The following is a 13,348-nucleotide window of genomic DNA, read 5'->3' as shown; positions in this document are numbered from 1 at the left end:
GGGAAAAAACACAAATCCCAAAATCTTCCGAATCTAAATCCGCACATCATCTTTCACACACATGCAAAGATTTTTATTTGCACAATTGATATAACCAATAAGTTACAAAATTGTTCGACCGAAAATGATTTTTTATTCAAAAAAAACAATAACAGGGTTATCTTCCTCCTCTACCTCAAATAAATACGCCATCTCTTTGGGCAAATTATTTTTCTCTTCCGGATGCTCTTCCAGCCAATTCACCAGATCGAAAGCCTGCACGACCGCGGCATATTCACCCGCCGGAGAGACAATTTCCGGACGAAGCGGCATACATCCGGTCAGGTCATCGATAATTCCTTTTTCCGTTTCGCCGATCCGCAATTCGCCTGTCCGTTTATTATACATCGCCGTATAAGCTTTCCACTTATCGTTCGTATAGATACGATGTACCAGGCGGATAATCATCAATTCGCGGCTATCGAGAATCTGAGTAACCATCAGGGCATGGTCGTAGCTCGTGTTGAAACGCTCTTCGTATGGCCAGTGATACTCGCCCAGATCCAACTGATAAGCCGGCTCCAACGCATAGTTATTGAATCGGAAGATCGTGTCGTTATGTTCGCTCTTGAGGAAAATCTCATCGTCGACCCTCCACATCCGTTGCAACCCGGTAATATACGCATGGGCATTGCCCGGTGAATCTTTAAATTCGATCTGGATCACACCGGCGCCGGGTCCATATACCTCCCGCTTATTGTCAGCTTTCATGACGGAGATCGAAGCGACATTGCTTAAGTTAAATTTATTGTCCTGTTCGTGCAATACGATGGAATGCAATAGACTATCCTCCCTGAAAACCTGCACGCTCTCGATACCGTCGGCCATAAAGTCCATATTATGCGCGACAATTGTTTTCGAGTCCAGCGGCACATACGATCCACCGCCCGATACCCCTTCAGGCAAGACGAACTTCCCCGTAAACTGCCCGTCGGCATTGTATGTACACCAGGCGTTATGCCAGCTATTCAACAGGATTGTCTTTGTTAACTGGTTTACCCAGCCATTCGAAGCGCGGTATCCCTCGGGGTCTTCCCCGTGATGGCCAACTGTCGTCAGGTAACGCCCTGTTTGTTTATCAAACAGCATACATTGTTTCTGCGCCGTTGTCACCACGATCTTATCGTCTAAGATCGCAATTTTCACCCCATTGCCAAGCACACATTCATCCGTTGTTTCCAAAGGTACATAACGCACTTTCGTGAAATACTCCGAGGCTTTCAACTCCACCGGCTTCGCCATGGCTGCCGCCACAGGAATAGAATCCGACTGTTCTTGTCGAACAGTCGGATTACACGATAACAACAATGCGGCGCAAGCCACTGTCAACCACACACTACTCTTCTTCATTTTCTTGTTTCTTATCTTTTGTCTCAACCAGAATAACTCCAGCATTCCCTTTCATGCCATACATTTCTTTTGCCCTTGCATCTTTCAGTACAGTCATCGACTCTATCCGATCCGGATCGATTGTATTTAGCGTAACATTCGGATTTTCTTCTCCATCGATCAATAACAATGGTTTTTCACCTTTTGTGTCTATCAGAACAGCACCATTCCGACCTGCATGACCATATATTACCGTCGCTTCTTTAGCATTAATCACACGCAGAGACTCGACACTGCTCACATCAATACCATCCAAGTTCTTACGGATCATGCCATCTACAAGAACAAGCGGCTGATCAATATCAGGATTAATCGTCAATGGACCACCTTTAGTCAGATCCATCACCTGGGTTCGTTTCCTTACTCCGATCACTTTCACATCGGATATATTTGCCTTCCCCAGGGAATCGGCCTTTTGATCAGTTCTTTTTCCATAACCAATAACAACAATAGAGTCAGGGGTTGTGGTATCGACCTGCTTATTATTATATACTTTTCTCACTATGGTATCAGACGTATATGACCATGTAGTCCCTGCTTTTTTTGCCTCAGTTAATCCCACAACTGTGCCCTTCAATGTATCTACCATTAAGGCATCTCCCACCACTTCCAAGGGGGCTTCTGATCCCTTTACATTGAATGTTAATACTTTATTCTGCAACGTATCGCCTTCCTGCGTAACAGTCAATGACAGCGTTGCCGTATTTCTCGTCACTACATTATCAGTTATTTCTACTGTCGCCACCTCTTTCTCTCCTTCCTGTGCAAAAGGCAGGGTTTCAGCAATCGTCACTGCGGAGATTTTCTCCAGTTCACTACTCACCTCCGGCCGGGCAAAAGCAACAACGGCCAACACACTTAATGGCAATACATATAAATACTTTAGACATGCCATAGGGTTTGATTTTGTCTTTAACATCATACCAATTCTTTTTTTTAATGAACTATGATTAAAACTATTTGCTACCGCAAAGAAACGTTGCCTACCAACAGTCTTTTTAATAAGCAATAACTGATATTTCTTAGGATCGATATTCGCTTGAAGAACAGAGGCGTCCGCCTCATATTCATGTATACTCTGCAACTCTTGCATAAAAAGCCACACCACCGGGTTGAACCAATGCAAAAGGGCAAAGAGTTGCACAATCAGTAAGTCCATGAAATGGGAATTGCGGATATGGGCTGTCTCATGTAAAACAATCTCTCTGCCGTTTTCTTCCCAATCAATCCGGGATATCACAATGTAATGCATCCAGCTAAAAGGAGCGCAAGTATCGGGAACAATGACAAGCCGTATCCCGTTTCCCAACTTTTGCACCTTCCCTCTACCTATTTTCAGCAGGATATACAGATTGGAACAAAACATTTTTACTATAAAAAACACAACACCCAAAAGATAGATCCATAAAGCGATAGATATCCATTGAGGAACAGCCGTTGTAGTAGTAACAACAGCAGGTATTTCGCCTACCTCCGCAACAGCCATCATATTCAGAAGTTGCTCCATATCGAAAAGGGATTGTTGCACCACCATCGGCTCTGCCGTAGAGAGCGTAACAAAAGGTAATAAAAGGGAGATAAATAATAGCCCCATCAATGCCATACGATTGAAGCGGTGAAACGTCGAACCACTCAACAGCCATTTATAAAAAATATAAAAGCCTGCCAGGCATATGGACGATTTTAATATGTATACCACAAAAGCACCCATAACGATCAAGATTTATTGGTTTGTTCTACATCATCCAACAACTTCCGCAATTCATCCACCGAGATATCCTCCTCTTTTATCAGCGAAGAGACTACCCCCAGATAGGAGTTATTGAAATACTTCGCGATCACATTCTTCAATGTGCCTTTGCTGTAATCTTCTTCCGATATCACCGCAAAATACTGATAGGTATTGCCGTAAGCGCGATGTGAAAGAAAGCCCTTTTCTTCCAATCCCCGGACAATGGTCGATAATGTGTTGAAATGAGGTTTAGGCTCCTCATAATAGGTAAGCAGTTCCTTCACAAACAGGGATCCCTTCTCCCAGAACCACCCCATAATCTCTTCTTCCCGTGTTGTCAGTCGTTTCATAAGGCATTTGTTTTCCGCAAATAAACTAATTCTTTTAGTTTGCAAACTAATTTATTTAGTTAATAAAACAAAAGAGCCCTCTTTTTCCAGGAAAACCATGAAGCCACAGCATCCATCAGCGCAAGGCAATTTGTTGGTCGAGCATGGTCGACCAACTGGTCGAGCATGGTGAACCAACTGGCCGAGCATGGTCGACCAGCAAATTCTCATGATGTTGTGAGTTGAGAATAAAAATTGAAGGAGGGCGCTTAGCAAAGAATAGAGCAAATATATATATATCGGAATTAAACGCTTTCGTTTGTAAAAAGTCTAATGATTACCGGCAGATGAAAGCGGATTTTGTCCGCAATAATTTATATATTTGTCGCATATTAAAATAAAAAAAGAAATGAAACAGATTATTTTTATTTTTATGGCTCTTCTTTTGGCAACAGGTGCTGCGAATGCACAGGCTGTCATCTCTACTGAAAATGCCAATTTCGACTTCGGAGAAGTCAAAGAAGCAGATGGAAAAGTGGAACATGCTTTTGTAATCAAAAACACCGGAGATCAACCGCTGGTGATCACCCGCGTCATCCCTTCTTGCGGATGTACGACGCCCGATTGGACAAAAGAACCGATCGCAGCAGGCAAAACAGGAACAATCAAGATAACATTCGACCCGGCAAACCGTCCCGGCCCTTTCACTAAAACGATTTCTGTTTACAGCAATGGAAAGACGGGAAGTTTTATATTGACCATCCGGGGGGAAGTGAAATAATCCCCCTGATAGGATGATAAACCACAAGATATGACGTATCACTTGAAACGCATTATATTGGTCGTATTCGGAATCGTGTGTTTCACGATAGCCGAAGCCCAGAGCAATGCGCAATTAAAGGTAGAGGAAACCACCTTTAACTTTGGTAATATCAATGAGGCCGACGGCCCGGTGAATCATGTTTTCACGATTCGCAATACCGGGAAGAAACCCTTAGTGATTACGCGTGTGACCGCCTCTTGTGGATGTACCCGGCCGGAATGGTCGCAAGAACCGATTGCCGCAGGCAAAACCGGCGACCTGAAAATTACCTTTGATCCGCAAGGACGCCCGGGACCGTTTCTGAAAACCATCTCGATCTACAGCAATGGAAATAAAGGAAGCTATACGTTGACGATCAAAGGAAATGTAAAACCAAAATCGTTCCAGCCGGTATTCACCTATCCCTATTCGATCGGAGAGCTTAAGCTCCATTCCAAAACTATTTTATACAGCACGATACGTCCGGAAGAGACGATCGTTGAACGCATCAGCCTATTGAATGATACGCAACAACCCCTGACTGTCGTTCTGGGGAAAGTAGCCAATTGCTTTGCCACTTCGGTCAGTCCGGAGGTATTGAAACCGGGTGAAACCGGGGAGATCACGGTTCAGTTGGATGCCAAGGCGGTGAAACGCATGGGGCGCATCACGGCCGAGTTGCCGGTGGCAGTCGTTAGTATCGACCAGAAAGAGACCGTAGGTTCTATCAAGATCGCTGCCAATATCATCGATAACTTCAACAAACTAACCGCTGCCGAAAAGGCACAGGCGCCCGTAGCACACCTCTCCGGTACGCTATTGGAATTTGGTCAGTTACCCACGAAGGGCAGTATTATCCCGCTCATTGGCGGACGTGCAACCATCTCTTTTGATATAACAAACACAGGAAAAACGCCGTTACAGATTTATAGTGTTACGAGTGACGATGAACGTCTGGATATTTCAGGCGGACGACGGGAACTGAAACCGGGGGCCACGGCCACCTTCAAAGTATCTGTCCGCCCGAAAGAGGTAAAGACAAAGCTGGAATCGCTGATCAATGTGGTGTGCAATGATCCGAATGGTCCGGTCAGACTGATAAAGGTAACGGCCTATAAATAGATAAGACAGTATGGATCACCCTGAAAATGACGATCAATATAAGGGGCTGAAAGTGAATAAGGGCATATCGGATGTCCCTACCGTCAACCCCTATCTGAAGCAACGTGTTCAGCGCCGCCAATATACTCCCGGTGAATTTGTGGAAGGTATCCTGAAAGGAGACATCAGTATCCTCAGCCAGGCGGTTACGCTTGTGGAAAGTTCATTGCACGAACACCAGCAGGTAGCGCAAGAAATCATTGAAAAATGCCTCCCCCATTCAGGCCAATCGGTACGCGTGGGCATTACAGGCGTTCCGGGAGCCGGCAAGAGCACCTCGATCGATGTGTTCGGTATGCATCTATTGGAAAAGGGACATAAATTGGCTGTCTTGGCTATCGACCCGAGCAGCGAACGCACCAAAGGGAGTATCCTGGGCGATAAAACCCGTATGGAAGACCTGTCGCGCCAGAAAAACGCCTTCATCCGCCCTTCCCCTTCAGCCGGTTCCTTAGGTGGTGTGGCCCGGAAAACAAGGGAAACAATCATTCTTTGCGAAGCAGCCGGATTCGATAGTATCTTCGTTGAGACGGTCGGAGTCGGACAGAGCGAGACAGCGGTTCATTCGATGGTCGACTTCTTCCTGTTGATCCAGCTGGCGGGTACGGGAGATGAGCTACAAGGTATCAAAAGAGGTATTATGGAAATGGCCGATGGCATTGTGATCAACAAGGCCGATGGCGACAATATCGACAAAGCCAAACTGGCAGCTTCCCAGTTTCGCAATGCATTGCATCTGTTTCCGCCCTCCGATTCGGGCTGGACTCCGCAGGTGCTTACCTATTCGGGCTATTATAACCTCGGCGTCAAAGAGATATGGGAGATGATCGCTGCCTATATCGCATTTACTAAAGAGAACGGTTTCTTTGAATACAAACGCAATGAACAGGCCAAATACTGGATGTACGAAAGCATCAACGAAACATTGCGGCAGACGTTTTACCATAATCCGGCGGTAGAAAAGATCTTATCTTCTACCGAACAACAGGTGTTGCACAATGAAATCAGTTCGTTTATTGCTGCCAAGCAAATGATGGATGCCTTTCTTGAGGATATCCGAAAATAAAACCTAACGAATTGTTCTATTGAGATTCGGAAGTCTCTTTGAGCTGTTTGATATAGTCAGACGGGGAATAACCTGTACTTTCACGAAACTGCTTGTAAAAGACACTGCGCGATTTGAATCCCGAGTCGGTAATCAATTGTGCCGTGACGGGCTTGCCCTCCTGCTGGCTTCTAATCAGGTCGATGGCGTGTTGTATGCGGTATTGATTCACAAACGTGTAGAAATTCATTTGGAACTCCCCGTTGATCAGCTGGGATAAATAGGTTTTGTTCGTATGCAAAGCCTGGGCAACATCCCCTAAGCTCAACTCCGGATCCAGGTAAGGCCGCTCCTGCTCGAAATACTCCTTTAGGGCATGCTTCATCCTGTCCATCGGATACCTATAGACAGACTCATCCGGTTGCACCTTCGAATGAAGCTCTTTCGTTGTTTCTTCAATCTCTTTTTCTGCGGTATTCTCCGGGAGGCATTCTTCCGTAGGCACCTCCTCCTGGCGGAATCCCAACCAGAAAATAGCAGCGATAGAAATCGTACAAAGCACGCCGAACATGATTTTGGCCAATATAGAGGAATGGCTCATCCAAAGCAGATCGCTTACACCAAAGACCGCAAAGAGAGCAATGCACCAGCCTATCCAGTTCAGATTAATATCTTCCTCATAGGAATAGGCCTCGCGGATAAATTTCTTATGCCGGAAATACATAGTAAGAGAACGGATCGCGATATATAATTCAAAGAATACCAAGCCAGCCAAAGCCAGCAGGCGAACTATGACAGCCGGATGAGTGGTCTCTTCCGCAATCATTTCCCAACTAACCGTATGCGTTGTATCCCCAAAGAATACCTCCAGCACGACAAACAGGGCGGAGAACAGGGCTGCACCCGTCAGGAAGCTCAGTATATATTTACGTGTCAGTATCTTGGGCTGCATCAGGGAGGTCATGTAAAACAACACGAACATGGAACAAAAGATACTAACCAACGGGTTCAATACCCGCAGGATCTCTGTTTTATATTCTGCCGTATATCGGTCGTAGCAGAAACTAAAGATCATACCGAATCCCAGAGCAATCAGGTAGGCAGCCAGGTATTTTTGTGATCGGGAATGTTGCTTGTTTGCCAAAAGGGCGAATCCGGCCCAGAAGGCGCTTATAATTGGAATGACATAAAGATAGACACCAAGGTCGTGGTAGTAGTCATTAAATAGAGTAGCATTATGCATGTTCATTCATTTTGAGGGTACACAAAAATAATTGGAATAAATGGAACGAACATGTTATTAAACAGTTTTTAAATGAAACAGACATAAATTAAATGAGACGGACACGCTTTGTGACAGGATCTATTACATTTGTAAGTGTTTTAAAGCCATGTAAAACCGACCCTCTATATAAATACACGCACAATCTAAAGGCCTTTAAGCTTTTATTAAACGCAGATACCCTTGATGTTTCATCCCCCTCGAAACATCAGGGGTTATTTATTTAATAGATCATAGGATATCTTCCACCTCTTTCAGGGAAGAGACGGTGAAGGTAGGTTGGAATTCATCAGGCGAAAGTCCCTGGGGATTCAGCCAAAGCTGATCGATCCGGGCATGATGCGCTCCTACGATATCAGCCTCCCAACTGTCGCCGATCATCAGGCTCTCCTGCCGACGCGAATTGGTATTGCGCAAAGCAAAATCGAATATTGCCTTGTGAGGCTTCTGTATCCCCGCATCTTCCGAGAGGATCATTCGCTCGATATAGGGGGCCAGGCCGGAGTTTTCCAATTTCTTGAATTGCACCTCCCGGAATCCGTTCGACAGGATAAATAGGCGATAAGCCGGACGGAGATACTCCAACAGCTCGATGGCTCCCGGAATAAGCCGTGTGCGGGTGGTGGTTCGCTCCAGAAAATCCCGGTTGATGGCCAGGACTGTCTCCCGGTCGTCGATGCCCATCGGCTGAAGCACATAATGAAAACGTTCGAAAATCAGGGTTTGCCGATCGATTTTGTGTTCCCGGTAAAGCGCCCACAGCTTTTCATTATTGGGCATATAGTAGGCATAGAAAGCCTCGAAGGAGGCATAATACCGATCCCAATGGTAATCGGTATACAGCTCTTCGAGGCATCCTTTATTGTTATGGTACGTATCCCAAAGGGTATCGTCCAGATCAATGAACAGGCTTTTGTATCTCATCAACTCACCTGAATCACCAGATATTTGCCGAGACTCCAGAACAATTCTTCATTCGTAATCACAAATGTCAGATTGCCCTCCTCATCTTTTCGCAATTCCCATGTGCCATCCGGATGATTGGAACGCAATTTGGCTTTTTTAGCAAACAGAGGAATCTGTTTCACTTCACGGATATCGATAGAGATAAAGTAATCGCGGTTGAAATCTTCTTCCAGCGCTTTCGATTTCGAGAAGAGTCCACCGCCGGTCAGGATATTCTGGTCTTTCAGTTCCTTGGATGTTCCAAAGCAATAATAAGCGGTATGGAGTTCGCGATCCTGCTGATTCAGAGCCTCCGTCTGCAAGGCGGTCGTCGTTGCCAATACCTCCACATCTTCGTTTAATGCAGCTACCATCTCATCCAGCTCCTGAATGCGCACATTCTTTTTCGCCAGATCCTCCTGCAACGTAGTGATCATAAGCGTTTTCTGATCCATTTCGGCATTCAGGCGTTCGATCGAACGGCGCAGCGAGGCAGAGTTAACATTACTTTTCTTCAATTTTTCTTCCAGTTCACTGATCTGCTGTTTGTTTTTCTTCAGCGTTTCGGTGATCATCTGCATATTTTGCTTTATCTGTTCCCGCTTGCTTTGGGTCATTTCCATATCCGACTGGCTTTGGATCGTCAGGTAGTTTTCCGCTTCACGAATAGAGAGAATATCTTCTTCCACGTCGTTAAGGATGGCCAGCATTTCATTCAATTCTGTCGCGTTACGCGCGCTTTCGATCTTCAACGAGTCGTTCTCTGCTTTCATCTGTTTATACTCCTTGGAGTTTTGAACACACGAAGCCATAAAGATCAGTGTACTGAAACAAATTACAAAAACTTTTTTCATATGATTACAATTTAGTTTGCGCCCTGCAACAGGCGCCTTAATTAATTATTCATCTTGTTTTTCTTTCTTCGGATCGTGTCCGCTTACTATAAGAACAAACTCTCCCCTTGGTTCGTTCACGGAAAAGTGAGCAATCAGTTCTTGCAGGCTTCCCCGAACTGTTTCTTCAAACTTTTTGGTCAGCTCACGAGAGACAGAGGCTCTTCGTTCCTCGCCCATCACTTCAGCCAGTTGGGTCAATGTTTTCACAATGCGATAAGGCGATTCGTAGAACACCAGGGTACGCGGCTCGGTTGCCAGCGACTTCAACAGGGTCTGACGTCCCTTCTTGACCGGCAGGAAACCGATGAAAGTAAAGGCATCACAAGGTAGTCCGCTATTTACCAGCGCCGGCACGAAAGCCGTAGGGCCAGGCAAACATTCCACGTCGACACCCCGTTGCACACACTCCCGCACCAACAGAAAGCCCGGATCGGAAATAGCCGGTGTGCCGGCATCAGAAACAAGTGCAACCATCTCCCCACTGCGGATGCGCTCGGCGATCATCTCAACCGTTTTATGCTCATTGAATTTATGATGAGACATCATTTTGTTCTCAATCTCGTAATGCTTCAGGAGAAAAGCCGTCGTACGCGTATCTTCCGCCAGGATAAGATCTGCCTCGCGAAGCACCCGGATAGCCCGGAAAGTCATATCTTCCAGGTTTCCGATTGGGGTAGGCACGATGATTAATTTAGACACCTTCGTTTCGAATTTACTTATAGTTCAGACGCTTATAAAAACCGTTTCTCAATAAAAGAGAGAAACTCTGCCACAGCAGGAGCATCAATGTCCCACATAAGATGTTCCTGTAGGTATAGGACGGAGTCTTCGTATGTCTGCAGTTTGTTTAAATCAGCAATAGCCAGATTCATTTTCAATTCGTCTCCGCCAAAAAGCTCACGGCGGAAACGGAAGTGATCATTCAGGCTGAATGACTTCTTCAGGTCTGTCAGACTCTTTTTCCCCAATAGATCATTCAAAGAAACAGCCGCCCGCTCTTTTTCCAAAGCCTCTTCATTATTTTCTATCGGCTTTATTTCCACTGCCTGATCATCCTCCCCGTATGGAGAGTCATAAGATTCTTCCGCTTCATCCGCCTCCTCAGCTATCTCTTCAACAGAGGGCATCACCACCTCGGATCGCAGCCCCGGCTTAAGGATGGATTGCATGCGTAAACGATGCATCTCCATCTGGTGACTAAGCAGTTCGAGCTGCTCTGCTTCCAGGTTGTGCAAGTCGGTCAATATCTTATGGGCAATTTCGAAAGACTGGCTAAAAAAAGAGACAGGGTAGACTTCCGCTTCACGCATTCCTGCCACTTTCTTTTCTAATTCGCGAATATCCAACAGCAGATAATCAATTCTTACCTTATTTGCCATAGCAATTATTTTTTAGACTGTACAAAAATCATTGTCTCGGGTCTTCGCAACAAAAGTACATTATTTCTCCTTATGAAATCTTAATTATATGTTAGAAAAGTCTATTCGGAAGAAATTTGAAGGCGTCCACAAATATCATATCCCCGAGGGATATTGTCATTCCTCACCGGGTTTTCTATCGTCCATGCGCCTCGACAGTTCTGTCCATGCGCTTCGACAGTACTGTCCATGGGCATCGACAGTACTGTCGAGGCGCATGGACGATAGAAAACTCCCGGGATGTTGACTTCGATTCGGACTATTCTATGAGGTGTAGTATGCCGAATACATACCTATTTTCACGATTATTTTTGCAAAAATATCTCATAAAAGTAACACAACATATGTAAATTGTGTTACTTTTGCGGCGGTAATGAATCAAAATAGATAATATAGTACGCGTATGAAATCACAACTATGCATAAGCTTCCTATTAATGATCGTGTCGGGTTGTTTCACCAACCTGTCGGCACATGATCCGTATACGATCAACGATTCTATCCTCTTAAAAGAGGTGGTGGTTTCTGCGACGAAAACCGAGGTGACCCGAAACCAGATTCCTTTGAGCATCTCGGTGGTCGATCGCCCGACGTTGCAGGAGAGTACGGAGACGGGAGTTCTTTCCATCCTTTCGGAACAGGTACCGGGGGTGTTTGTCACCGAAAGGGGTGTCACAGGGTATGGTATTAGCTCCGGATCGGCGGGATCCGTTAGTATTCATGGAGTAGGAGGGGGCAATAAAGTGTTGATGCTGTTTGATGGGCAACCGATGTGGGCCGGTGTTTTTGGACACCATGTACCGGATGTCTATGTGGCCTCCGATGCCGAGAAGGTAGAGGTGATCCGCGGGCCGGGCTCGTTATTGTATGGCTCGAATGCGATGGGCGGGGTGATCAACGTGATCACACGAAAGGCAAAAGAGGATGGCCTGCATGGGCAGGGCCGGGTGATGTATGGATCGTACGATACCTGGAAATTCATGGGCAATGCCGGTTATAAAAAAAATAAATTCAATGCCTACCTGTCGTTGAACAGAGATCAGACCGATGGGCAAAGGGATAATTCTTCGTTCTATATCAACAATGGCTATCTGCGGTTGGGCTATCACTTCTCAAACAACTGGCATATGAACGGAAGCGCCGTCCTGGCCGATTTCAAGGTGCATAACCCGGGGCCTGTTCAGGCGCTTATGTATGAAAACTGGGCGAAGGCATTGCGCACCACCTATTCGGTGACGGTGAATAATGTATATGAAAAGATGAGCGGTTCGCTGCAGGCCTATTACAATAGCGGGCAGCATAAAATCAACGACGGGCATACGGCGGAGGAATCACCGCAGACCTCCTATTTTCGGTCGGATGATTATAATATGGGGTTGGCGCTCTACGAATCGTTCCGGCTGTTGGAGGGCAATGTGTTCACGATCGGACTGGATGCCAAGCAATGGGGCGGAAAGGCATGGAATGAGGATTTCGATGGAAACGAACTCGTGCAGCATGTCGACAAAAAGGTGAATGAGTTTGCCGCCTATGTGGTGGCTCAGCAGACTTTGTTCGATAGATTGGTGTTGAACGCCGGGGTGCGTTTGGAAAACAATGAAATATTTGATAACGAATGGGTACCCCAGGCAGGGATCTCCTACCAACTGAATGACCAGGCAACCCTGAAAGCCTCCCTCTCGAAAGGCTTCAGGAGCCCCAATATCCGGGAACTTTATATGTGGGGCTTGTCGCCCAACCCGGATCTGCGCCCGGAATCCATGCTGAATTATGATATCTCCTATATGCAATCTCTGTTGAATAACCGGTTGCATATAGAGATAACAGCCTATTTTGCTAAAGGGAAGAACCAGATTGTGCAGGGATTGGTTGGGGATAAGCGGATGAGTTATAACTCCGGAGCATTCCGAAACAGAGGATTTGACGTGGGGGTAAACTACCAGATACGCCCCAACCTGAAATTGTCGGGTAATTATAGTTTCCTCGACTCCGACATCCGGGTGGAAGCCGCTCCGAAGCATAAGGCGTATCTGGGTCTGCATTGGCGAGTGAAGAAGTTTACCTTCTCACCGGGCATGCAGTATGTGGATGGCTTGTTTGTAGGTAAAAACAACGGGCAGGATATGATGGAATCGTACGCCTTACTCAATTGCAAGCTCGCATACAAACCAACGCCCTGGATGAATCTTTTCCTGAATGGCGAGAATCTGACGGACAGCTCTTACCAGAATATGTACGGTTACCCCATGCCGGGCGCGGTGGTGCTGGGAGGAATTGATGTGACGTTTTGATTGGACAGACACAAAAAAGC

At 46.0% G+C, this 13,348-nt stretch carries 12 protein-coding genes; 4 read left to right on the top strand and 8 right to left on the bottom strand.

The window, feature by feature from the left end; translation table 11 throughout:
- Nucleotides 1-132 precede the first annotated feature (132 nt).
- From M2137_RS07830 to M2137_RS07820, 3 genes are read right to left on the bottom strand one after another with little or no spacing between them, the layout of a single operon-like run.
- Nucleotides 133-1,389, bottom strand: coding sequence for a DUF4934 domain-containing protein (locus M2137_RS07830; protein ID WP_280765891.1), 1,257 nt, complete (start codon nt 1,387-1,389; stop codon nt 133-135).
- Entirely contained in the window at nt 1,376-3,127 is a 1,752-nt protein-coding gene (locus tag M2137_RS07825; RefSeq protein WP_280765890.1) for a M56 family metallopeptidase, read from the bottom strand. Before M2137_RS07825 ends, M2137_RS07830 begins: the two co-directional genes overlap by 14 nt.
- A gap of 17 nt (nt 3,128-3,144) precedes the next feature.
- Entirely contained in the window at nt 3,145-3,510 is a 366-nt protein-coding gene (locus tag M2137_RS07820; protein WP_280765889.1) for a BlaI/MecI/CopY family transcriptional regulator, read from the bottom strand.
- A gap of 388 nt (nt 3,511-3,898) precedes the next feature.
- Between M2137_RS07820 and M2137_RS07815 the strand changes: the two genes are divergently transcribed.
- The 3 genes from M2137_RS07815 to meaB are packed head-to-tail and all read left to right on the top strand — an operon-like array spanning nt 3,899 to nt 6,518.
- Nucleotides 3,899-4,270: a DUF1573 domain-containing protein gene (locus M2137_RS07815; RefSeq protein ID WP_280765888.1), complete on the top strand. Its 372-nt coding sequence runs from the start codon at nt 3,899-3,901 to the stop codon at nt 4,268-4,270.
- 30 nt (nt 4,271-4,300) lie between these two features.
- Nucleotides 4,301-5,413 carry a DUF1573 domain-containing protein gene (locus M2137_RS07810; protein WP_280765887.1) on the top strand — a complete coding sequence of 371 codons (1,113 nt, stop codon included), beginning with the start codon at nt 4,301-4,303 and terminating at the stop codon, nt 5,411-5,413.
- A 10-nt stretch (nt 5,414-5,423) separates the two neighbouring features.
- Nucleotides 5,424-6,518, top strand: a complete 1,095-nt coding sequence (gene meaB, locus M2137_RS07805) for a methylmalonyl Co-A mutase-associated GTPase MeaB (protein WP_280765886.1) — start codon at nt 5,424-5,426, stop codon at nt 6,516-6,518.
- 16 nt (nt 6,519-6,534) lie between these two features.
- On the opposite strand, the gene M2137_RS07800 is transcribed toward meaB, so the two are convergent.
- The 5 genes from M2137_RS07800 to M2137_RS07780 form a co-directional block, all read right to left on the bottom strand.
- Complete coding sequence (locus tag M2137_RS07800) at nt 6,535-7,746, bottom strand: helix-turn-helix domain-containing protein (RefSeq protein ID WP_280765885.1); 1,212 nt, start codon at nt 7,744-7,746, stop codon at nt 6,535-6,537.
- A gap of 264 nt (nt 7,747-8,010) precedes the next feature.
- Entirely contained in the window at nt 8,011-8,703 is a 693-nt protein-coding gene (locus tag M2137_RS07795; protein ID WP_280765884.1) for a YjjG family noncanonical pyrimidine nucleotidase, read from the bottom strand.
- Nucleotides 8,703-9,578 carry a hypothetical protein gene (locus M2137_RS07790; RefSeq protein ID WP_280765883.1) on the bottom strand — a complete coding sequence of 292 codons (876 nt, stop codon included), beginning with the start codon at nt 9,576-9,578 and terminating at the stop codon, nt 8,703-8,705. Before M2137_RS07790 ends, M2137_RS07795 begins: the two co-directional genes overlap by 1 nt.
- A gap of 45 nt (nt 9,579-9,623) precedes the next feature.
- Nucleotides 9,624-10,319, bottom strand: a complete 696-nt coding sequence (rsmI, locus tag M2137_RS07785) for a 16S rRNA (cytidine(1402)-2'-O)-methyltransferase (protein ID WP_280765882.1) — start codon at nt 10,317-10,319, stop codon at nt 9,624-9,626.
- A 32-nt stretch (nt 10,320-10,351) separates the two neighbouring features.
- Complete coding sequence (locus M2137_RS07780) at nt 10,352-10,999, bottom strand: hypothetical protein (RefSeq protein WP_280765881.1); 648 nt, start codon at nt 10,997-10,999, stop codon at nt 10,352-10,354.
- A 442-nt stretch (nt 11,000-11,441) separates the two neighbouring features.
- Here M2137_RS07780 and M2137_RS07775 point away from each other — a divergent pair, with 442 nt between their 5' ends.
- Nucleotides 11,442-13,328, top strand: a complete 1,887-nt coding sequence (locus M2137_RS07775) for a TonB-dependent receptor (protein ID WP_280765880.1) — start codon at nt 11,442-11,444, stop codon at nt 13,326-13,328.
- Nucleotides 13,329-13,348 lie beyond the last annotated feature (20 nt).

It is taken from the genome of Parabacteroides sp. PFB2-10, from assembly GCF_029893085.1.
Taxonomy (GTDB): domain Bacteria; phylum Bacteroidota; class Bacteroidia; order Bacteroidales; family Tannerellaceae; genus QVMG01.
This window is presented reverse-complemented; position numbering and strand designations above follow the sequence as displayed.